This window comes from Streptomyces sp. NPDC046805 (assembly GCF_040645355.1).
In the GTDB taxonomy this organism is placed as follows: domain Bacteria; phylum Actinomycetota; class Actinomycetes; order Streptomycetales; family Streptomycetaceae; genus Streptomyces.
Map to the genome: position 1 here is coordinate 282,450 of NZ_JBEYYC010000004.1, position 21,590 is coordinate 304,039.

Here is a 21,590-nt window from a genome sequence, read left to right on the forward strand (position 1 = left end):
ACGAGCAGCCGCGCCCGCCACCAGCCAACCTCACCCAACCCAGCCCTGAAACGGACGATCACTCGCGAACGTCCTCTCAGGGCTACCCTATTGGGTCCCTGTCCGGAAACTTCGTGACCCCTCAGGGGGAGGCGTCCCCAGAACCGGAAGGAAGTCCCTGATGAACGGCCCCAATTTGGCGGCCACTCGGCCTTCCGAGCGGATCAGATCAGGACGAAGGGGCTCATGCGTTCCTCTTCAGTGCGTGCAATCCGGCCGCGGCCAGGGGCGCGGGCGCGTCGCCTACGGTCTCGAACCCGGAGCCGACGGTCAGGCCTTGGCGGTGGCGCGCATGGATGCCTTCGGCGATCACCGCGATCTTGAAGTAGCCGAGGGCGATGTAGTAGCCGAGGTTGTCCAGGCTACGGCCGCTGGCGGTGGCGTAGCGCTGGGCCAGGTCGGCGGGGGTGGGCAGACGCGGACTGGTCGAGGCGGCCTCGCCTGCCAGCACCGGTGCGAAGGACGGGTCGGCGTAGACCAGGTGCAGGCCGAGGTCGGCGAGCGGATCGCCGAGCGTGGCCATCTCCCAGTCCACCAGGGCGCGGACCTGCGACAGGTCGTCGGAAGCGAAGATGGCGTTGTCGATCCGGAAGTCGCCGTGCACGATCGAAGCGCCGCTCTCGGGTGGGCAGGCCCGCGCCAACTGCTCGTGCAGGGCGTCGATGTCGGGCAGATGGCGGGTGCGGACCCGCTGCCACTGGTCGTACCAGCGCCCGACCTGGCGGGCCAGGTAGCCCTCAGGCCGCCCGAGGTCTGCCAGTCCGACAGCCGCGGGCTCGACGGCGTGGAGCCTGGCCAGTACGTCCACCAGGGTGTGGGCGCAATCGGCGATCGCCTGGTCCGGCCAGGCGTCCAGTTGCTCTTCGGTGCGGATGACGACGCCGTCCACGTACTCGGCCAGGGCGAACGGCACGCCCATCACATGCGCGTCGCCGAGGGCGACCGCGCGCGCCACGGGAACGCCGCTGCCGGCTAGCGCGTGGATGACTCGGAATTCCCGGACCATGTCGTGCGCGGATGGGGTCAGCCCGCCCAGGGGCGGGCGGCGCAGCGCCCAACTGCTGTGACCGTCCGTCAGCCGGTACGTCAGATTGGAGCGGCCGCCCTGCACCAGGTGGGCGTGCAACTCTCCACGGAAGTCGGGGACGTGCTCGGCGAAGAACCGCGTGAGCGCGCTCAGGTCCAGCCCGTCGACGGTGCTCATCGGCCGACCGCCTGCTCGTGGCGCTTCACGCTGCGTTGGGCGATCGCCCAGCGGTGCGTCTCCGATGGGCCGTCATAGATCCGGAACGGGCGGACCTCACGCAGGAACCGCCCGAGGAGCACGTCGCCCGACACCCCCAGCGACCCGCAGATCTGCAGCGAGCGGTCCACCACGCGGTAAATCGCCTCGGCGCAGAAGGTCTTGGCGATCGCGGTGGACTGCGCGGCGGAGCGGCCCTGGTCGAGCTCCCAGCACGCCTGTGTGATCAGCCCCCGCGAGGCTGCGATATCGATCTCGTTGTCCGCGATCATCTGTTGGATCATGCCGAGATCGGCCAGACGCGACCCGAACAGCTCCCGCTCGGCGGCCCGCGTCACAGCGATGTCCTGCGCCCGGCGAGCGATGCCTAGCCAGCGCATGCAGTGCGTCATGCGGGCCGGGCCGAGCCGGACCTGGGCATAGCGCAAGCCCTCGTCCACCTCGCCGAGAACCGCCTCGTCGGACACGAAGCAGTCATCGAAGAGCAGCTCGATGTGGCCGCCGAACAGGCTCTCGTCCAGGGTCTCGATGTGCCGGACCGTCTTCATGCCCGGGTTGTCGGCATCCACCAGGAACATCGTCGCGCCGCCCCGGTCCCCGGGCGCGCCCGTGGTGCGCGCCATCACGATCGCGAACCTCGCGCCGTCGGCCCCGGTGACGAACCACTTACGCCCGTGGATCCGCCAGCCTCCCGGGACCGGCTCGGCCCGGGTCGCCAGCGCGCTGGGGTCGGATCCTGCCCCCGGCGCCGGCTCGGTCATGGCAAAACAGGAGCGAACCGCGCCCGAGGCCAGCGGGCGCAGGTAGCGCTCTTGCTGCGCGGGCGTGGCGATGGCTTCCAGCATGTGCATGTTGCCTTCGTCGGGCGCTGCGATGTTCAAGGCCAGTGGTCCGAGCAGCGAGTAGCCGGCCTCCTCGAAGACCAGCGCGCGCCCCCGCATGTCCAGCCCGTGACCGCCGAATTCCCGCGCCGCATGAGGGGCGAAGACGCCTGCCTCCTTGGCCGCGGTCTGCAGTTGTGTCCGCACGCTGTCTGTGCGGGCCACGCCGCGATGCTCCTCCTCGACGGGAAGCACGACCTCGCGGACGAATCGAGCCGTGCGCTGCGCCAGGTCCGCGACGGCGGTCTCCGGTGTCAGATCGATAGCCATACATTATCCCCAGGGTTGGCTAATGATGATTAGCCAAGTTTAGAAGCGGTTGCAGGCAGCTGCAAGACCCACCCTGCTATTCTTAGTTAGCCAACCGTTGGCGATCGGTCGAACCAGAAGGAGGTACTCCGTGTCTCGGGCCGACGACATCCGCGCCGCCGCGCTGGAACTGTTCACCTCCCACGGTTACGGCGCGACGACCATGGCCGACATCGGTGCGGCTGTCGGCATCCGCGGCCCCAGCCTCTACAAGCACGTCGCGTCCAAGCAGGACCTGCTCGTGCAGATCATGACCGGCACCATGCAGAACCTGCTCGCCCTGCACCGCGCAGCCATCGACACCACCAACGACCCCACCGAGCGCCTGCGTCGGGCCACCGAAGCCCACGTGCGCTACCACGCCCGCCACCGTCTGGAGGCGTTCGTCGGCAACCGCGAAATCCGCAGCCTCGAAGAGCCGCACCGCAGTGACGTGCTGGCAATACGCGCCCAATACGAAGCCGGCTTCCGCGATTTGATCAACACCGGCATCGCCGCAGGGCGCTTCACGGTGACGTCGGCCCGCATGGCCTCCTACGCCATCCTCGACCTCGGTATGGGCGTCGCCGTTTGGTTCCGCGAAGACGGCGAACTCACTGAAGACGTCGTGGCGTGGGACTACGGCGAATTCGCCCTGCGCATCGTCGGCGCTGTCACCTGAACCCCAGCCGTCCACAGCCTCGGCGGCCGCCTTCCGCGCCATCACCCACCCCGCCAGTGCATGTCTACAACCCATGTCACCCCGGCTGAATCGCAGTTATGCCATCAGCTGGGACGACACACGCGCCGGAGGCATCAGATTCCTCATCCGGGACAACGCGGGCTACCTCACCAAGGGCTTTGTCGACGCGCACTTCACCGCCATCGGCGCCCAGGTGCTGACATCACCCCAGCAGCTATATCAACCACGCCAGTTCGCACACTCATTCAGCAGCAATGCAGGTTCGCGATGTGGTGGTCATCGTGCAGCAGGCCTGTCCTGAAAGCTGGTGGCCTGTTCCGCTCGAGTCACTGCGCGACCACCAACAGCCCGGGAGCTGCGGGCCCGTATAGCCGAGACTTCCATGTAGGAGTCTCGCTCGCGAACCCACACTCCCACCTGCCGCTCAAGGAAGCCGTCGGGCCGGCCGAGATTGCCAAAGCCGACCTCGGCCGGATCGACCTCGCCGAGCGAAACCGCGCCGCGCGCCGCCGCGAATCCCGCCTCACGCCTGGACTCTGCTTCGGCCACAAAGACCGGCGACAGCTCGACGGCGCAGTTCACACCCCGGGCCTCAAGACTGAGTCTGGACCTCCGCCCTGGCCGACTCCGCGGATCGTGCCGCGACGGTCCTGTCGACACGCACGAAGGCGAGAGCGAGGGCCGGGACGAGCATCGGCACGATCCATGCCCAGAAGTTCCAGCGCGGCTCGAGATGAGCCGCGACCAGCCAGCCACCGGCCAGGGTGGCGACGATCGCACCCACGCGGCCGACGCCGAAGGCCAGGCCGAGCATCGTGCTCCGCGCCTCGGCGGGGTAGCTGTTGGCCACCAGGCCGTGTATGAGGTAGAGCATGTTGGCGAAGCCGAGTACGAAGACCACGACGTAGATGACCGCCGGGGCCTGGAGGGCGAAGCCGAGCACGAGCAGGCCGACCGAGCCGAGCAGGCTGTACCCGATCACGACGGGCTTCGCGCCGAGTCGGTCCTGCAGCATCCCGCCCAGCACACCGCCGACCACCATGGCGATGCCGGTGACCGTGCTGAAGACCAGCGCGCTGCTGATCTGGAAGCCGCCGAGCACCAGGTACTGCGGGAGCCAGGTAGTCAAGAATCCGAGGGCGATCCCAAAGACGAAGAACTCGGCGATCAGGATCGCCAGGGTTCGGAGGAGGAGCGGACCGGTGAACAGCGACCGGATCCGCACCTTGGCCTCATGCGGATGAGACTCCTCGTCCGGGGTTCCCGTCAGTCCGTAGCGGTCGGCCAGTCGGTCGGCATCGTCGGTCCGGCCGCGCGCCCGCAGGAAGTGGGCCGACTCGGGCAGGAAGAGAACAGCCAGCGGGACCAGCACCAAGAGGGCGACGAAGCCCCCTTCGGCGAAGAGCCAGCGGATGTCCGCGTGGGACAGCAGGAGCGCACCGCTCAGTGGGGCGAGGAAGGCCCCTACGCCCGTGCCCGCGAGCATGATCGTGTTGTTCAAGTACCGACGGTCCGCGGGAGAGTACTCCGCGACCAGCGCGATCAGCACCGGGATGATGCCGCCGAGGCCCAGCCCGCCGAGGAATCGCAGGGCCGCGACCACGGCAAGGTTCGGGGCGACCGCCACCAGACCGGTGAAGACGCTGAAGACGACCAGGTTGCCGATCGCGGTGTTCCGCCGGCCGAATCGGTCGCCGAGGTAGCCGGACACGAGCGCGCCGACGAGCAAGCCCACCATCTGAATACTCGCGACGTTGCCCGCCGACACCGCGGTGATGCCCCACTTCTGCGTCTTTAGCAGGACCGGGAGTGCGGCCGCGAAGACGGTCAGGTCGAAGCCGTCCGCCACGCAGATCGCCGTCAACAGGATGATGAGCCCGGTGACCGACCGTTTGGGAGCCACACCCGTCCCGCGTGTTATGAGCTCAGCCGACATAAACACTTCTCCTCACTAATTTGATTGTTGGCCAACAATCACATAGGCCAAGGAAGGTGCAAGGGTCACGGCCGTCGGAGGAGCTCGGCCGATTAGCCGTGTCGCGTAGGGGCGATCAGATCACGCCGCTGTCGCGGAGTTCGTCGATGCGGCCCGTCGAGTAGCCGAGGTCGCCGAGCACCGAGTCGGTGTCCTGCCCGAGCTCACGGCCCGCCCAACGGATGGCGCCGGGGGATACGGAGAGGCGTGGGACCACAGCCTGCATCAGCAGATCACGGTGCAGGTTCGGGTCGAAGACTTCCTCGAGGATGCCGCGCTCGACGGCGTGCTGGTCTGTGGCGAGGTCGGCGGCCGAGTTGACCCGTGCTGCGGCGATCCCGGCCTCCTCGGCCAGACTGAGGAACCGGTCGCTGGGCATCGCAGCCAGCCGGGGCACGAGCTCGTCGTCCAGCTCGTCCCTGTTGAGCACGCGCTCGGAGTTCGTTCGGAAGCGCGGGTCCTTCACGAGATGGTCGGCGCCGAGGATCGAGCAGAGTCGCTCGAACATGTTCTGCGTGCTGCAGGGCACCTGCACCCACGAGCCATCGGCGAACCGGTAGGTGTCGTGCGGCGCGATCACCGGGTTGGCCGTGCCGGAGCGCTCCGGCACGTAGCCGGTCTCGCGGTAACCGACGTAGAACCCGTCCAGAACCCGAATCAGGGACTCGGCGAGACTCAGGTCGATCAGCTGGCCCCGTCCCGTCCGTCGCTTGTGGTACAGCGCCAGCATGAGCGAGAACGCTCCGTAGACGCTCGCCACGTGGTCGGCGATCGGCGCTCCCACAGGCATCGGGCGCCCCGCAGCGTCCCCGGTCGCATAGGTCAGCCCGCTGTAGGCCTCGACGATGCGGGAGAACGCCGGCCGATCGGCGTACGGGCCGGTCCTGCCGAACCCGGTGAGGTGCAGCACCACGATCTCGGGGTTCACGGCCGTGAGATCGTCGTAATCGATGCCCCACTTCTTCAAGGTGGACAGGCGGTAGTTCAAGATGATCGCGTCCGCGTCGGCTACCAGGTCGAGCAGGACGTCGCGGCCCTCAGGGCGCGACAGGTCGAGCCCCAGACATCGCTTGTTGCGGTTCGTGACCTTGCTCGTCAGGCACTGCCCTTCACTGCTGTGCGGCGGATAACGCCGGCCCGGATCGCCGGCGACCGGATGCTCGATCTTGATGACGTCCGCCCCGAAGTCGGAGAGGATCCCGGCCATCGCGGGTACGGCGAGAACGGTCCCAGCGTCGATGATGCGCACGCCGTCCAGTACCGGCTTCATGTCGTCTCCCTGCGTAGCGCGCATGGGTCTCACCCGCGCGGGTGGCTGTCGCGTATCGCTGCGGTGGCCCGCAGCATCGTCTCCGGATCTTCGACGCCGCGTTGGTTGATGCTGATCAGGTCGACGAGATCACCCAACCGCTGCCGTACGCGGTCACCCACCTCGTCGAGGCTGCCCTCGATCGCGAAGGTGGCGAGGACCTCGTCGGAGATGAGAGCGCTCATGTGCTCCCATCGATCGGGGTCTTCGGTTTTTGACATCCGGTTGAGCTCGTCACCGAGCTCGGCCCAACCGTGGGTCTCCAGCACCGGACGGTACGCCGTTGTCGAACCGTAGAAGGCGATCCGCCGACGCACCGCTTCGCGCGACCGCTCCAGCTCGGCACCGGACCTGCCGGTGATCACGAACGGCGCGGCCACCAGCTGCACGTCCTCGGCGGGCCGTTCGGCTCGCGCCATGCCCTTCCGCAGCGCTGGCAACGTGACTTCGCGGAGGAACCGCTCCGTGGTGAACGGATGGATGATCACACCATCGGCAACTGCGCCGGCGACCTCGGTCATTCTCGGCCCGACCGCGGCGATGAGAACCGCCGGGGGACGCTGGCTCACCTGCGGTGCGTACTCCGGAATCATGAGCGTGTGCTGGTAGAACTCACCCTCGAACCGCAGCGGCTCGCCGGTCTCCCACGCACGCCAGATCGCTTGCAGTGCGCGAACGTACTCCTCCATCCGCCGTGCCGGCGCGCTCCACGGCATCGAGAACCGGCGTTCGATGTGAGGTCGCACCTGGCTGCCGAGACCGAGGATCAGTCGTCCGCCGCTGTATTCCTGCACAGCGGTCGCCTGCATCGCCAGCGTCATGGGGCTCCGCGCGAAGGCGACCGCGATGTTGGTCATCAGGCCGATACTGCTGGTGGCCTGGGCCGCGAGCGTCAGGTGCAGCATCGGGTCGGAGTTGATCTCACTGATCGCCACGACATCCTCGCCCGCGGCCTCGGCCGCGCGGGCCAGCTCGGCGGTGCGCTGCAGACCGCCGTCGGGAACGGAGAGTTGCATGATCGTGCGCATCATGACCTCCCCTGGTGCGCAGGAGTGGCATAGACGCTTTTGCCGCCACAGACATACATGGTCTGGCCGGTGATGCCGCAGGCGCCGGGCGAGGCGAGGAAGCGTGCTGCCCACGCGACGTCCCGGGGGTGGCCCACCGTCCCGGTCGGCTGCGCCGCCAAGAGCTTGCGCTTGACCTCCTCGTCGAGGGCTTGCACCAGCGGGGTGTCGATCAGTCCCGGGGCGATGCAGTTGACTGTTACGCCGTACTTCGCCAGCTCGATCGCCAGCGAGCGGGTGGCCGACACCACCCCGCCCTTAGTGGCGGCGTAAGCGAACTGTCCGTACCACCCCAGCCAGGCACGGGAGGCGACGTTGATGATCGTCCCGCGGCGCCGCGGGATCATCGCTTCCGCCGCGACCTGACAGCCGTAGAACACGCTGTTCAAGTTGATCGCGATCGTTCGTTCCCAGTCCTTGTCGGAGATGTTCCGGATGCCCCCGTTCTGGCCGGTACCCGCGTTGTTGACGAGCACGTCCACCTCACCGAACGCGCTCTCGGCTGCCGCGAACGCGGCGATGAAGCCGTCGCGTTCGGTGACGTCCATCCTCACGTGCCGCGCATCCCCTCCGGCGCTCCGGATCTCGCCGGCGACTCTCTCGGCGCTCTCGCCGTCGATATCGGCGACTACCACGCTCATGCCCGCATCGCCGAACTCGCGAGCGGTGGCGGCACCGATGCCCGAGCCTGCTCCCGTGACCACCGCGATCCGATGGCGCTGTGCCATGTGTGTTGCCTCCTCCTTGCGACTCATCATCCGTGGGACTTCACGACGTCAAGCTCGACAGCAGGCTCGCACCGCCGGTGCAGTGGAGCACCTGGCCGGTGATGTAGGAGCTGCGCGGGTCGAGCAGGAACGCCACCGTCGCAGCGAGCTCGGCCGCGGTGATGTCCCACGGCAGGAGCGACTCCGCTCGGGCGCCGACGAGATCGGAGCGGCCCTCGCCCGTGCCGACCGGCAGACCGACGACGAGGTTGACCGTGATGGCCGCACGGCCCAACTCCAGGGCGAGGCTGCGGACTGCGGAGACGAGACCCCCACCGGCAGCGGCTGCGGCCGTCCGAGACGGAGCCCCGAGGTAATCACGGGATGCGATCACCACGATCCTGCCCCCGCTGGCCGGGAACCGCTCACGGGCGGCGTCGACCGCCGCCTGCAGGTCGGCGACGGCGGCTGAGGCCCGCGCCGCAGTGGGCGACTCCAGCAGTCCCGGATCGAACACCAGGTTGTGAAGGGTGCCGGTCGCCGGGTCCGCGTGGCGTCGGACCTCCCACCCCAGATCCCGGAGCGGTCCGGCCAGCTGTGGGAAATCGTCGGAGTTCGACCGGTCCGGCCCGATCAGCTCGACGACCTGGTTGATCATCTGGTTGCTCATCGACTTCCTCTCACTCGGCGCACAGGATGTGAACGGAGCAGGCGCCGTTGTCCACGCCGTAGATCCCGCCTCCGGTCACGTGTGCAAGACCGACGGCTGGATCCGGCAGCTGCAGCTCACCGGCCTGGCCGGTGAGCTGCCAATAGATCTCGCAGATCTGGGCGACCCCGGTCGCGCCGACCGGGTGGCCGCGAGAGAGCAGCCCCCCGCTCGGGTTGATCGGCAGCGGGCCGTGACGATCGAAGTCCCCTCGCGCCAGACGGACGTGGGCCGCCCCGCGGTCGGCGAGTCCGAGCGCCTCAGCGTGCAGCAGTTCGGAGATGCTGAAAGCGTCGTGGAGTTCGACTAGGTCGATGTCCGAGGGGCTCAGGCCGGCCATCTCATAGGCGGCCTTCGAGGTTCGTGCGGTGATGTCAGGCCAGGTCATGTCGCGATACCCGTTGTGGAACGTCCCTGAGCGAATCGCGCTCGCGGCGACCTTCACCGACGGCCCGGGAAGGTCTCGTGCCACCGCCTCGCTGGTCAGCAGGACGGCGGCCGCTCCGTCGGTGTTGGGGCAGCAGTGCAGGAGACGCAGCGGATCGGCGATCGCTCGAGACGCCCTGACCTCCTCCGTATCGACCGACTGCTGGAAGTGGGCCCGATGGTTGAGTGCTCCGTTGCCCCGGTTCTTCACACTGACCAGGTCGAGCACGTCCAGCGGTGCGTCGAAGTCTGCAAGATAGCGTTGCGCCCGCATCGCGTAGGCGGCCGGCATCACCATCCCCAGGCCGACCTCCACGTCGCGCGAACTGAGCGGCAGCGTCCCACCCCCGAGATCAGTGAGGTTCTCGGCACCGAGGGCGACGACGCAGTCTGCCGACCCCGATGCCACCGCCTGCCAGGCGAGGTGGACCGCCGAGCCACCGCCGGCGCAGGCGTTCTCCACGGTGACCATCGGCGGTCCGGACACCCCGATGCCCTGCAGGGCACGCTGCGTCATGAGACTGCCGCCGAAGGTGGTTCCGCCGTACGCCGCGTCGATCCGCTGAGGGTCGACCTCGGTTGCGTCGACCAGAGCTCGCAGCGCCTCTTCTGCGAGCGCCGCAGCTGCTTCCCCGGGGCGCTTGCGGAATCGGCCGTACGCCGCGCCGACCATCCGTACCTCACGCATGACGCTCGCCTTCCGTGCTCGTGGGTGTGGCGACATACGACGCAGCTTGGGCCGAGTCGGCGGATCCGGCATGGAGCCGGACGCGGGTCCCCGGCGCGATCGGCGTCGCCGGGGGCGCTCCCGCCACCTCCACGGGTGCAAGCACACGGAGGTCGTCGACATCGAGATAGGCCAGGCAGTACGGCGTATCGAAGCCAGCCGCGCCGACCCGGACCATCGTCGCGGCATAGACGGTGCCGGTTGGCCCGACGTGACGCTCGGCCAGTGCTGACGACCCGCAGGCTCCGCACACGGGTCGCCTCGGGAACCAGGAGCTCCCGCAACGCGCGCACCTGCTCGCAACGAGGCGAACAGCGCCCTCGTCGTCGACGACGAAGAGATCGGACTCGGCCGCCGTGACCACCTCTCGATCCGCCATGATCAGTGCCCCCGGTACTGCGGCTTGCGGCGCTCGGCGAAGGCTCGCTTGCCCTCGAGCCGGTCTTCGGTGTCGCGCAGCAGCCCCCACATCAGCTGCTCGAGCTCGATCGATTGGCTCAACGACATGTCGTCGGTACGGTCGCTCAGCTGCTTCAGGCCCTGGACGGCCAACGGTCCGTTCGCCTCGATCCTGGCGGCGAGTTCCATCGCCCGCTCCACCAGCGCCGGGCTGTCGCAGACATCGCTGACCAGGCCCAACCGCAGGGCCTCTGCAGCGTCGATCCGGTCTCCGGTCAGGATCATCTTCATCGCGACCGCTCGGGGGATCGACCGCAGCAAGTACGAGACACCGCCGATGCCCGGCACGCTTGCCCAGCGCGCCTCCGGCAGGCCGAAGGACGCCGATTCGCTCGCGATCCGGAGGTCAGCGGCAAGCGCGAGTTCCATGCCCCCGCCGATCGCGTACCCGTTGACCGCCGCGATCAACGGCTTGCGGATGTCCAGGCTGCTGACGGTGAGCGCCCGCACGTAGACCCCCGCGTCCACGCTCTCCCGTCGCGGGGCGAAATACCCTTCTGCGAACGACGCCCGGGGATCCGGCACCTGCTTCAAGTCGGTGCCGACACAAAAAGCCTTGTCCGTCCCGGTGAGCACGGCGACGAGCAACGTCGGATCGTCCCGGAACCGACACAGCTCGTCCCGCAGCGCGTCGAGATGCTCGAGGTCGAGCGCATTGCGCACTTCGGGGCGATTGAGCGTGATCAGGAGGGTACTGCCCTCCCGCGTCGCGTCGATGCTCATGACGGGCTCCCTAGTTTCTTGCTTGTTAACAAGCAAGAAACTAACACGCGTGAATGCGCTTGGGAACAGCTCGCGCTAGTTTCTTGCTTGTTAACAAACAAAGCCCGCGTGAATGCGATTAGGAACAGCTCGTCGCGCAGTCAGCTGGACCCGGCAACACGGCTGCAGTTGCCGCCTCAGGAGACGCCGAGCCGGGCCTCGACGACCTCGATCAGATGGGTCAGCGCGGCGACAGCGTCGTAGTCATCGGGCTCGAGCAGCCAGTGGAACCCAATCCCGCGAATCCCTTCCAGCACCCACCTGGCTTCCCGGTGCGCGTCGAGGTCCGAGTCGATGGTGCCTTCGTGCATGCCGGCCTCGATGCTCGACTCCACTGACCGCAGCAGGTTGGCGTTGTACTCGACGATCGGCGGCCGGGTGACCGATCCGGGGTTGAGCGCATCGAAGAGCAGCACCTGCAAGGCGATTACCTCCTTGGGACTGCGCGACATCTGCTCTCGCATCTCCCGCATCATCTCCAAGAGAGAGTCCAGCCCGGACTTGCCGCGCACCCGGGGCTCGACGTGCGCGGCCGCCCACGTCTTCGTCATCCGCTCCACCAACGCCCGGAGCAGATTGCCCTTCGAGCCGAAGCGGGTCGTGACGAGACCGCGGCTGTAGCCTGCCCGCTCGCCGACGTTGGCGAGCGTGAGGGCCGCGACACCGCCCTCGACCACGATCTCGGCCGCCGCCTTCAGCAGCCGGTTGGCCGAGCGCTCCGTGCGCATCTGCTGCTTGTTTCGCGGCTCGCCTTCCACTCGTATCGTCATGGAGACTCCCGTTTTCGGATATAACCCACTGTAATGAGTTGCTGGTCAGCCACCATTAGTGGCGACGACGAGAGTACCGTGGTCGGGTGCGGGTGCGGGCGGGAGTGGATCTGCCTGCGGCATGGTGGCAACAGATCTGGCCATCAACTGGTACGCCGCTTACGGCTTCCGGCACACGCGTCTGCAGGCTCAGCCGGGCCTCTTGGCCCTTCTCACGCCCGCCAGCGGGCTCTTCGCCAGCCCTCACCTCGACACATCACCACGTCTTGGTCATGGCAACGGCAGCCGCCGTGTTTCGGCTGATTTCGAGGCGGAGTGCGACCCGGAGGTCTTCGGGTGTGTCGACGTCACAACGAACCTGTGGAACGTCAAGGGCGATGGGCTGGGCACCGGAGGCGACATGGCGCCGGAAGGACCCGGGGCCGAACCGTGGCGACGTCACGGTCCCCGCCGCGAATGTCAGCATCGTTGTCCCGGTGCCCGCGAGATCCGGGACGACAGCTTCTCGGTGCCGTGCCGCATCGGCCAGCACGCTATCGACCAACTCGGCTGTCAAGCACGGCAGATCCGCCGTCACCAGACACACCCGACAGTCCACCTCGCCCTTGAGCGTATCCCCTGGCGAAAAGCCGCATTCAGCCCTCCCCCAGGGTCACCCAGCACGTCAGCGCCATAGGAACGTGCCATGCGGGTTATTGGCGGATCGTCACAGACAACAACAACACCTGCGACCACCCGAGCCCGGACAAGCGCCGCGATGACGTCTTCCGCCATTCCCATCGCAAGCGCCCGTCGTCCCCTGTCTCCCAGTGCGGCAAGCCGGCTCTTGGCTTGATCGAGGCTCTTGATACTTACGACGGCGTGCCACGACGGTTCGCCGTCGGGGATCATCCACTGTGCTCCAGGCCAGCGATGCGGATTCCGGAGCGGATCTTGTACCGCTTGTTGATGCCGATCAGCACAGCGGTGAGCGGTTCCAGCTGACGGGCCAGCCGTAGCGCGCCGGCGTCGATTCCGTCGCGGCCGTTGATGGCATGTGTCAGGTGGATGGCCACTTGCTTCGCCTGACGGTTGTCGCCGCAGACCAGAACGTCCTCGTGCTCGAGTAGCTCGGCCTGGCTCCAGAGGCTCACCGCGGACAGGTGGTGGAAGGCACCCACCAGGTCGGCATCGGGCACGATGCGCTGTGCCTCCTCGGCCGCGCTGCCGTCGGTGACATCGAGACCGTAGGGCCCGCGCTTGTCGAAGCCGAGTGGGTTCACGCAACTGATCACCACCTTGCCCGTCAGCTGGTCCCGCAGCGATGCGACCAGCGCGGCGTGACCGTCGTACGGCACGGCGAGCAGCACGACGTCCGCCGACTCGGCGGCGGTGGTGTTGTCCGCCCCGCTGATCTGGGCGCGGTCGTCGCCGAGCCGGCTCAAGATGTCGGTTGCCGTCTGCTCTGCTCGCTGCGATGACCGTGAGCCGATGACGACGGTGTGGCCGGCCTGGGCGAACCGGTAGGCCAGGCCTTTGCCCTGGGGGCCGGTGCCTCCGATGACGGCGATCTTGTAACTGATGATGCTGGTCATGATGATCCTTGCGTGTGAGGACAACGGGTGTGAACTCTGTCCGAGGGAGAACCGGCCGAGAGGACCGGAAGGAGCCGCCAGGAACCGGGGATCGTCCGTTCGATATCCGCCTGCGAGTCGGCCCGCGCGGTAGCCAAGCGCTCAGGCGGGACGTGGCCGTAGACCGTGGTGCGCTGACCGGCCGGAGGCTCGTGCGGCCGGCGTCCTCCAGCCACTCGCAGGCGCACCGCCGGATCCTTATCGGGTGACCCATTGGATTCCGCCGTGGACTGTTCACAGCAGGCGGCTGGCAAGTACACGGCGAGGAACTAAGCGTCGTAGGCGTAGAAGCCGTGGCCGCTCTTGCGACCGAGGTGGCCCGCGGCGACCATGCGGCGCAGCAGGGCGGGCGGCGCGTAGAGCGGCTCCTTGAACTCCTCGTACATCGACTCGGCCACGGCCTGGGCGGTGTCGAGACCGATGAGGTCGAGCAGGCGCAGCGGTCCCATGGGGTGGGCGCAGCCGAGTTCCATGCCCCGGTCGATATCGCTCGCGACTGCGGCGCCTGCTTCCAGCATCCGCACCGCGCTGAGCAGGTATGGGACGAGGAGGGCGTTGACCACGAAACCGGAGCGGTCAGGCGCCTGGATGGCCTCCTTGCCCAACTGCTGCGCGAAATTCCGGGTGCGCTCCACGGTCTCCCGCGTGGTGGTGAGAGCGGGGATGAGTTCGACCAGTCGCTGCACTGGAACGGGGTTGAAGAAGTGCATGCCGATGACCTGCGTGGGCCGCTCGGTGGCGATGGCTAGGTCGATGATCGGGATTGAGGATGTGTTGGTGGCCAGGATCGCCGCAGGGTCTTCGACTGCCTTATCCAGGGCCCGGATGACGTCGGTCTTGATGTCGCGGTTCTCGGCAACGGCCTCGATGACGAACTGGCGGTCGGCCATGTCGCCGAGGTCGTGGGTGAAGGAGAGCCTGGTGAAGGTCTGATCGCGCTGTTCGTCGCTTAGCTTGCCGCTGCGTACGCCCCGGTCGAGGGAGGCGGTGATGCGACGGCGGCCTGCTTCGGCGGCGTCGTGCGTGGCTTCGGCGACGAGGACGTCGATGCCGCTGCGGGCGGCGACTTCGGCGATACCGGAGCCCATCAGACCGCAGCCGACGATGCCGAGACGGGTAACGGGGTTCATACGGAGTCCTGTCTGGTGCGTAAGCGGCCGGATCGTTGCCATGGCGGAAGGGTCAGACGTTGCGGCGGTATTGGCCGCCGACCTCGAAGAACGCCTCGGTGATCTGCTGAAGGGTGCAGACCCTGGCAGCGTCCATGAGTACGGCGAAGGCGTTGCCGCCGCTGATCGCCGCCTCCTTGAGGGCGCCCAGTGCGGCGTGAGCCTGGTCGTGGTGACGGGTCTGGAAGTCCTGTACCCGTTCCAGTTGCGACTGCTTTTCCTGTTCAGTGGCCCGGGCGAGTTCAAGGGCGCGGAATGCGGCGGTGTCCGCGTGGGGGTTGCGGAAGGTGTTGACGCCGATGATGGGCAGGGTGCCGTCGTGCTTGCGCTGCTCGTAGAGCATCGACTCGTCCTGAATACGGCCCCGCTGGTAGCCGGTCTCCATGGCCCCGAGCACTCCGCCGCGCTCGCTGATCCGCTCGAACTCCTGGAGTACGGCTTCTTCCACGAGGTCGGTGAGCTCGTCGATGATGAACGCCCCCTGAAGGGGGTTCTCGTTCATCGCCAGGCCCCATTCCCGGTTGATGATCAGCTGGATGGCCAGGGCCCGGCGGACGGATTCCTCGGTCGGGGTGGTGACCGCTTCGTCGTAGGCGTTGGTGTGCAGCGAGTTGGCGTTGTCGTAGATGGCGATGAGCGCCTGCAGGCTGGTGCGGATGTCGTTGAAGTCCATCTCCTGGGCGTGCAGGGAGCGTCCGGAGGTCTGGACGTGGTACTTCAGCTTCTGGGAACGCTCGCCCGCGCCATACTTCTCCTTCATCGCGACGGCCCAGATGCGGCGGGCGACGCGGCCGAGGACGGAGTATTCGGGGTCCATGCCGTTGGAGAAGAAGAACGACAGGTTGGGGGCGAAGTCGTCGATGTGCATGCCCCGGGCCAGGTAGGCCTCGACGTAGGTGAATCCATTGGCGAGGGTGAAGGCCAGCTGGCTGATCGGGTTCGCACCGGCTTCGGCGATGTGGTAGCCGGAGATGGAGACCGAGTAGAAGTTGCGAACCTGGTTCGCGATGAACCACTCCTGGATGTCGGCCATCATCCGCAGCGAGAACTCGGTGGAGAACAGGCAGGTGTTCTGGCCCTGGTCCTCCTTCAGAATGTCGGCCTGCACGGTGCCGCGCACGTTCGCCAGCGCGTGCGCGCGCAGCTCAGCCGCCTCTTCGGGCGAGGGATCGCGACCCTCGGCGACGCGGAACCTCTCGACCTGCTGGTCGATGACGGTGTTAAGGAAGAACGCCAGCACGGTGGGCGCCGGACCGTTGATCGTCATCGACACCGAAGTCGTGGGCGCGACGAGGTCGAAGCCGTCGTAGAGCGCCTTCATGTCGTCCAGGTTCGCGACGGAGACGCCGGAGGTGCCGACCTTGCCGTAGATGTCGGGACGCTCGTCGGGGTCACGGCCGTACAGGGTGACGGAGTCGAAGGCTGTGGACAGCCGGGTGGCCGGTTGGTCCTCGGACAGCAGCTTGAAACGCCGATTGGTGCGGAACGGATCGCCCTCGCCGGCGAACATCCGCGCCGGGTCCTCACCCTCGCGCTTGAAGGGGAACACCCCGGCGGTGAACGGGAAGTAGCCGGGCAGGTTCTCCCTACGCCAGAACCGCACCAGCTCCCCGTGGTCGGTGAACGTCGGCAATGCCACGCGGGGGATCTTGTTGCCCGACAGGGACTCGCGGGTCAGCTCGGTGCGGATCTCGCGGTCTCGGATCCTCACGACCTGTTCGTCGCCCGAGTAAGACTCCACGACGGCGGGCCAGTTCGCGAGCTGCTCCGTGACCTCGTGCGGGAGCCGCCTGCGGGCGTCCTGGAGCAGCGCGTCCACGTTGTCGGCGGCGGAGCCTGCCGCGACGAGTTCGTCCTTGACGGAGTCCAGACGCTGGACCCGGCGAGCCGCCTCGGCGAGCTGGTCGGTCTCGGCGTGGTAGCTGCGAACCGTCTCGGTGATCTCCGCGAGGTAGCGCACACGGTCGGCCGGGACCACCTGGCGGATGCCGGAGGAGTGGCGGATGTCGACCGGCGGCAGCGTGTCTTCGGAGAGCGGGAGACCCTTCTCCGCAAGGTCAGTCTTCAGGTGCTGGTAGAGCGCGGTGACACCGTCGTCGTTGAACGTCGCGGCCGAGGTGCCGAACACCGGCATGTCCTCGGGCCGCTTGTCGAACGCCTCCCGGTTGCGGACCAGCTGGCGGGCCACGTCGCGCAGCGCGTCCTTGGCGCCGCGCCGCTCGAACTTGTTGATCGCGACGACGTCGGCGAAGTCGAGCATGTCGATCTTCTCCAGCTGCGAGGCGGCGCCGAACTCCGGCGTCATCACGTACAGGGAGGCGTCCACGAACGGCACGATCGCCGCGTCGCCCTGGCCGATGCCCGGCGTCTCGACGATCACCAGGTCGAATCCGGCAGCCTTGACCACGTCGATCACGTCGGACAGGTTCTCGGGCAGCTCGTGACTGCCGCGGGTGGCGAGGCTGCGGAAGAAGACCCAGTTCCCGTCGAGGGAGTTCATCCGGATGCGGTCGCCGAGGAGCGCACCGCCGCCACGGCGGCGGGTCGGGTCGACCGCGATCACCGCGATCCGCAGCTTGTCCTGCTGGCCGACACGGAACCGGCGCACCAGCTCGTCGGTCAGTGACGACTTCCCGGAGCCACCGGTGCCGGTGATGCCGAGCACCGGCGTGATCCGTGACGCCGCAGCGGCGCGCAGCCGCTCCAGGAGGTCCGCGGAGAGCTTGCCGAGCTCCGCGCCGGTGATGGCGCGGGCGACCGCGAACCGGTCGCCGGCGAGTACGGCGTCGGCATCGGTCGACTTGCCGTCCCAGAGGTCGAAGTCGCAGTCCTTCACCACCGAGTTGACCATCCCGGCGAGACCCATCCGCTGGCCGTCCTCGGGGGAAAAGATGGTCACCCCGCCCTTGCGTAGTCGGGTGATCTCCTCGGGCACGATCACGCCGCCGCCACCACCGACCACGCGGATGTGCTCCGCTCCCCGCTTGCGCAGAGATTCGATCAGATACTCGAAGTACTCGACGTGCCCGCCCTGGTACGACGAGACCGCCACACCGTGTACGTCCTCCTCGAGTGCCGCGTCCACGACCTCCTGCACCGACCGGTTGTGTCCGAGGTGGATCACCTCGGCACCCTGGGACTGGAAGATCCGCCGCATGATGTTGATCGACGCGTCATGCCCGTCGAACAGGGCCGAAGCGGTGACCAGGCGGACGGGATGCACGGGACGGTGCAGATCGCTCATGGGGGCCTTCCCAGACGGGACAGGGGAATGCTGGCTGAAGAGATACTAGGACGTCCTAGTAAATTACAGTAGGCGATGGCGATGTGACCACAAGCACAGGGAGGAGCGTGAGCGCTCCCCCCTGCCTTGAGACCTTCCTCCGCCGCAGGCGGCTGATCGCCCACCTCAGGCCATAACTCGCCGGAGACGATGCATCACCAGGTGGAGACCCCGGAAGCCCGGCTCACCGACAAGCGCGACACCGGCATCCCGGCTCAACGGTTCGCCATGCTCGACCCGCGGGACGAGGTGGTTCAGGAAGGCCGGATCGGATCGACGACCGGTCGCCGCCTAAGGTCCTGACGGTCTGTTGCGTCACGAGCATGCGGTAGATCAGGCGGCCGGTATTGCGGGGACGCGTACCTAGATCGGAGTCATGCCGCGGGCGCGGAGCTCGGCGTTGCGTTCGGCGAACGCGTGCGACTGGAGCGACACGCCACAGGTGATCCCCATGAGCGCGTCGCCGTGTTCGGTCAGCCCCTGACAGACAGATCCGTCCGCGCCGGCGTACAGCGGCGGACTCGTAAGGGCGACAGTCGACCGGGCACCGCCGCCCTACTCATCACCTCGGGCGGCAATGCCGAACGACTCCGCAGTGGCGTGAGGCGAACAGTCTCAGCAACTCCACATACCAGCACGCGCGACTTCAGCAGGAGCATCGACCGATAGATCCTGGTGATGAAACTTCCTATATCAGCTCATAATGGACACGCTGACCGGCAAGGTGGGCCACCGAGGGCGAGGAGCAAGATGAGCGTGTCTACCCCTCATGCCGGAGGGCAGAGATTCTCATTCGCCGGCATCGCGACGGCCGTGCTCGACAGCGAGGGCACCGTGCTTCGCTGGTCCCAGGAGGCCGCAGAGCTGCTGGACCGGACAGCCGAAGAGGTCTGCGGCCGCCCGGTCCGGGCCCTGCTCGCCGAGGCCACCGAGCATGCGGGGTGGGCCAGGATCGGCCGAACCACGACACCAGCGGCGGGGCAAACGGTGCTCCGGCACCGCTCCGGGAACGCGATCGAGGTCGCCTTCCGGGTGCTGCCGTTGGCCCCCTCCGCCGAGTTCCTCCTGCTGGCCGCTCCCGCTCGGCACGTGACCGACTGGGAACAGAGCGCGGCTTTCCTGCACGCGCTGCTCGCCCAGGACCGGATCGGGGTCGGCATCCACGACACCGACCTGACCGTGGTGCGGACCAATGTCACGCCCGACATGTTCGGCGGGTTGGCCCTGCCTGTCGGCACACGGCTGCGCGAGGTCATCGCCGCCGAGGACGCCGAGGACGTCGAAGCGGCGCTGCACCAAGTGCTGGACACCGGCGTGCCGCTGATCGACCGAGAGCAGCGGGTGCGGTCGCCGCACGTGCCCGGACGGCAGTGGACCATGTCCCTGTCCGCCTTCCGGATGGAGGACGCGAAAGGCGGCCCCACGGGTATCGCCGCCGTATTCACCGACGCCACCGAGTATCAGCAGGCCCGCCGCCGCGTGGACCTGAGCCACGAGGCCGCCCTCCGCATCGGCGCTTCCCTTGACGTCAAGCGCACCACCCAGGATCTCGTGGACGTCCTTGTCCCGACCCTTGGGGACGTGGCCTATGTGAGCCTGGCCGAGGCCGTGCTCGAGGGTGAGGAGCCTCCGAAGCTCGTTGGCGGCGGTCAGTGGCGCATGCAGCGGACCGCCGTGGCCTCGGCCACCGGCCCCTGGCCCGCCGCTCTCCTCCAGCCCGGCGCGGCGGTACCCCCACTGCTGTCAGCAGAGGGGGTACCCCTGCTGCTGTCCACAGCCGCGTTGCGGGACGTCCAGGACGTCCGGGCCGTCCTCCTCGACCCGGCGAAGGTACCCTCTGTGCTCGCCGACCCGACACAGCACCGGCTGTTCGTCCCCGAAGGCGGGCACTCGGCCATGTGGGCTCCGCTGTTCGCGCGCGGCCTGGTCCTCGGATCTGTCACCGTCTGGCGAACCGAGCAGCCGGAGCCGTTCGACGAGGCGGACGCGGATGTGCTGGCGGAGATCGCCTCCCGGGCCGCGCTGAGCGTGGACAACGCCCGCCGCTACACGCGCGAGCACCGCGCCAACATCGCCCTTCAGCAGCGCCTGCTGCCCCCGGCCACCACCGACACCCCGGCGGCGGAGACCGCGGGCCTCTACCGGCCCGCCGGCGGCGGGGCCGGCATCAGCGGCGACTGGTACGACGTCATCCCCCTGCCCTCCCTGCGGGTCGCGCTGGTCGTCGGGGACGTGATCGGCCACGGGTTGCCTGCCACCGCCACCATGGGCCGCCTGCGCACCGCTGTCCGCACCCTCGCCGACCTCGAGCTCGACCCCACCGAACTCCTCACCCACCTCGACGACCTCGTCCAGCAACTCGCCGGCGAGGCCGACCCCGGCCACGAGGACACCATCGGTGCCACCTGTCTGTACGCCGTCTACAACCCCGTCGCCCGCCACTGCGCCCTGGCCAGCGCCGGCCACCCACCGCCTGTCGTGGTCCGGCCCGACGGCACCGTCGCGGTGCTCGACGTCTCCCCCGGTCCACCCTTGGGGGTGGGCGACATGCCGTTCGAGACCACCACTATCGACCTGGAGCCCGGCAGCGTCCTCGCCCTGTACACCGACGGCCTGATCGAACGCGACGATGGCGACATCGACGGCGGCCTGCAGTGGCTGACCGACCACCTGACGGCACTCGCCGGCCCCGGCTCCGGCCGCGCCCTGGAGGACACCGGCCGCGTGCTGCTGGCCGACCTCGGCGATGCCCCACCCCGCGACGACGCCGCCTGCCTCCTGGCCCGCACCCGGGCTGTCCCGGCGCAGTCCACCGCGAGCTGGGAGTTCCCCGCAGACCCGGCCGTCGTCGCCGAGGCCCGCGAGGCCACCGCCCGCCAGCTGGCCGCCTGGGGGCTGGACGAGCTGGCCTTTACCACCGAGCTGATCGTCAGCGAGCTGGTCACCAACGCCGTCCGCTACGCCGGTGGCCCCATCGGTCTGCGGCTGATCCGCCAGAACGTCCTGGTCTGCGAGGTCACCGACCCCAGCAACACCCAGCCCCGCCTGCGCCGGGCCCGCTGGAGCGACGAGGGAGGCCGCGGCCTGTTCCTCGTCGCCCAGCTCAGCACCCGCTGGGGCAGCCGCTATGGCCAGAGCGGAAAGACCATTTGGGCCGAACAGTGCCTCACCACAGCCGTCGGGCTTCATGCGGTGGATTGAACCAGTCGTCGTAACACCTGATCATGGAGGTATTGCAGGGGAAGACCAGCGGGGTGGATGAAGACGTTGATGGGGCGTCAGGCGATGCGTTCGCCGGGGCGGCCTCGGATCCGTCGGGACTTCGAGCGGGGCGGCGTTCTGGGCGCAGTGCCCGGGACCTGACCCCGAAGTTCGCCCCCGAGGCGCTATTGCAGGGCACCCCCCGCTGTGGATCACCGGCCGTCGGCCCGCTGATGATCCAGGCCGTCGGCGACGTCGC

General features: G+C 68.1%; 18 protein-coding genes. 3 read left to right on the plus strand and 15 right to left on the minus strand.

Annotation, left to right across the window (positions count from 1 at the left end; genetic code table 11):
* Positions 1 to 223: 223 nt before the first annotated feature.
* Together ABZ910_RS07540 and ABZ910_RS07545 are read right to left on the minus strand one after the other, a co-directional pair.
* The gene (locus ABZ910_RS07540) at positions 224 to 1,243 is read right to left on the minus strand and encodes a phosphotransferase family protein (RefSeq protein WP_361360567.1); all 1,020 of its coding nucleotides are present in this window, start codon (positions 1,241 to 1,243) and stop codon (positions 224 to 226) included.
* Complete coding sequence (locus ABZ910_RS07545; RefSeq protein WP_361360569.1) at positions 1,240 to 2,433, minus strand: acyl-CoA dehydrogenase family protein; 1,194 nt, start codon at positions 2,431 to 2,433, stop codon at positions 1,240 to 1,242. Before ABZ910_RS07545 ends, ABZ910_RS07540 begins: the two co-directional genes overlap by 4 nt.
* A gap of 130 nt (positions 2,434 to 2,563) precedes the next feature.
* Here ABZ910_RS07545 and ABZ910_RS07550 point away from each other — a divergent pair, with 130 nt between their 5' ends.
* Positions 2,564 to 3,133: a TetR/AcrR family transcriptional regulator gene (locus ABZ910_RS07550; RefSeq protein WP_361360571.1), complete on the plus strand. Its 570-nt coding sequence runs from the start codon at positions 2,564 to 2,566 to the stop codon at positions 3,131 to 3,133.
* A 297-nt stretch (positions 3,134 to 3,430) separates the two neighbouring features.
* On the opposite strand, the gene ABZ910_RS07555 is transcribed toward ABZ910_RS07550, so the two are convergent.
* The 13 genes from ABZ910_RS07555 to icmF all read right to left on the minus strand — a co-directional run bounded on the left by ABZ910_RS07555 (position 3,431) and on the right by icmF (position 18,091).
* Positions 3,431 to 3,736 (minus strand): hypothetical protein, encoded by a 306-nt coding sequence (locus ABZ910_RS07555; RefSeq protein WP_361360573.1) that lies wholly within the window; start codon positions 3,734 to 3,736, stop codon positions 3,431 to 3,433.
* A 10-nt stretch (positions 3,737 to 3,746) separates the two neighbouring features.
* Positions 3,747 to 5,090, minus strand: coding sequence for an MFS transporter (locus tag ABZ910_RS07560; RefSeq protein ID WP_361360575.1), 1,344 nt, complete (start codon positions 5,088 to 5,090; stop codon positions 3,747 to 3,749).
* Between the two features lie 115 nt (positions 5,091 to 5,205).
* Complete coding sequence (locus tag ABZ910_RS07565) at positions 5,206 to 6,399, minus strand: CaiB/BaiF CoA-transferase family protein (protein ID WP_361360577.1); 1,194 nt, start codon at positions 6,397 to 6,399, stop codon at positions 5,206 to 5,208.
* Between the two features lie 29 nt (positions 6,400 to 6,428).
* On the minus strand, positions 6,429 to 7,469 hold the full coding sequence (locus ABZ910_RS07570; protein ID WP_361360579.1) for a TIGR03617 family F420-dependent LLM class oxidoreductase: 1,041 nt from the start codon (positions 7,467 to 7,469) through the stop codon (positions 6,429 to 6,431).
* On the minus strand, positions 7,466 to 8,233 hold the full coding sequence (locus ABZ910_RS07575; RefSeq protein WP_361360581.1) for an SDR family NAD(P)-dependent oxidoreductase: 768 nt from the start codon (positions 8,231 to 8,233) through the stop codon (positions 7,466 to 7,468). The genes ABZ910_RS07570 and ABZ910_RS07575 overlap by 4 nt, the downstream gene beginning before the upstream one ends.
* Before the next feature lie 40 nt (positions 8,234 to 8,273).
* Positions 8,274 to 8,882, minus strand: a complete 609-nt coding sequence (locus ABZ910_RS07580) for an SDR family oxidoreductase (protein ID WP_361360583.1) — start codon at positions 8,880 to 8,882, stop codon at positions 8,274 to 8,276.
* Positions 8,883 to 8,892: 10 nt separating this feature from the next.
* Entirely contained in the window at positions 8,893 to 10,035 is a 1,143-nt protein-coding gene (locus ABZ910_RS07585; protein WP_361360585.1) for a thiolase family protein, read from the minus strand.
* Positions 10,028 to 10,453, minus strand: coding sequence for a zinc ribbon domain-containing protein (locus tag ABZ910_RS07590; RefSeq protein WP_361360587.1), 426 nt, complete (start codon positions 10,451 to 10,453; stop codon positions 10,028 to 10,030). The genes ABZ910_RS07585 and ABZ910_RS07590 overlap by 8 nt, the downstream gene beginning before the upstream one ends.
* 2 nt (positions 10,454 to 10,455) lie before the next feature.
* Positions 10,456 to 11,256, minus strand: a complete 801-nt coding sequence (locus ABZ910_RS07595) for an enoyl-CoA hydratase-related protein (RefSeq protein WP_361360589.1) — start codon at positions 11,254 to 11,256, stop codon at positions 10,456 to 10,458.
* A gap of 176 nt (positions 11,257 to 11,432) precedes the next feature.
* Positions 11,433 to 12,053, minus strand: a complete 621-nt coding sequence (locus ABZ910_RS07600) for a TetR/AcrR family transcriptional regulator (RefSeq protein ID WP_361360591.1) — start codon at positions 12,051 to 12,053, stop codon at positions 11,433 to 11,435.
* An 899-nt stretch (positions 12,054 to 12,952) separates the two neighbouring features.
* The gene (gene npdG / locus ABZ910_RS07605) at positions 12,953 to 13,639 is read right to left on the minus strand and encodes an NADPH-dependent F420 reductase (protein WP_361360593.1); all 687 of its coding nucleotides are present in this window, start codon (positions 13,637 to 13,639) and stop codon (positions 12,953 to 12,955) included.
* Positions 13,640 to 13,947: 308 nt separating this feature from the next.
* The gene (locus ABZ910_RS07610) at positions 13,948 to 14,808 is read right to left on the minus strand and encodes a 3-hydroxybutyryl-CoA dehydrogenase (protein ID WP_361360595.1); all 861 of its coding nucleotides are present in this window, start codon (positions 14,806 to 14,808) and stop codon (positions 13,948 to 13,950) included.
* A 52-nt stretch (positions 14,809 to 14,860) separates the two neighbouring features.
* A complete protein-coding gene (gene icmF / locus ABZ910_RS07615) occupies positions 14,861 to 18,091 on the minus strand; it encodes a fused isobutyryl-CoA mutase/GTPase IcmF (RefSeq protein ID WP_361360597.1) in 3,231 nt (1,076 codons plus the stop codon).
* Positions 18,092 to 18,280: 189 nt separating this feature from the next.
* On the opposite strand from icmF, the gene ABZ910_RS07620 reads away from it, so the two are divergent.
* Positions 18,281 to 18,433: a hypothetical protein gene (locus tag ABZ910_RS07620; RefSeq protein ID WP_361360599.1), complete on the plus strand. Its 153-nt coding sequence runs from the start codon at positions 18,281 to 18,283 to the stop codon at positions 18,431 to 18,433.
* A gap of 447 nt (positions 18,434 to 18,880) precedes the next feature.
* Positions 18,881 to 21,331: a SpoIIE family protein phosphatase gene (locus ABZ910_RS07625; RefSeq protein WP_361360601.1), complete on the plus strand. Its 2,451-nt coding sequence runs from the start codon at positions 18,881 to 18,883 to the stop codon at positions 21,329 to 21,331.
* The last annotated feature ends 259 nt before the right edge of the window (positions 21,332 to 21,590 follow it).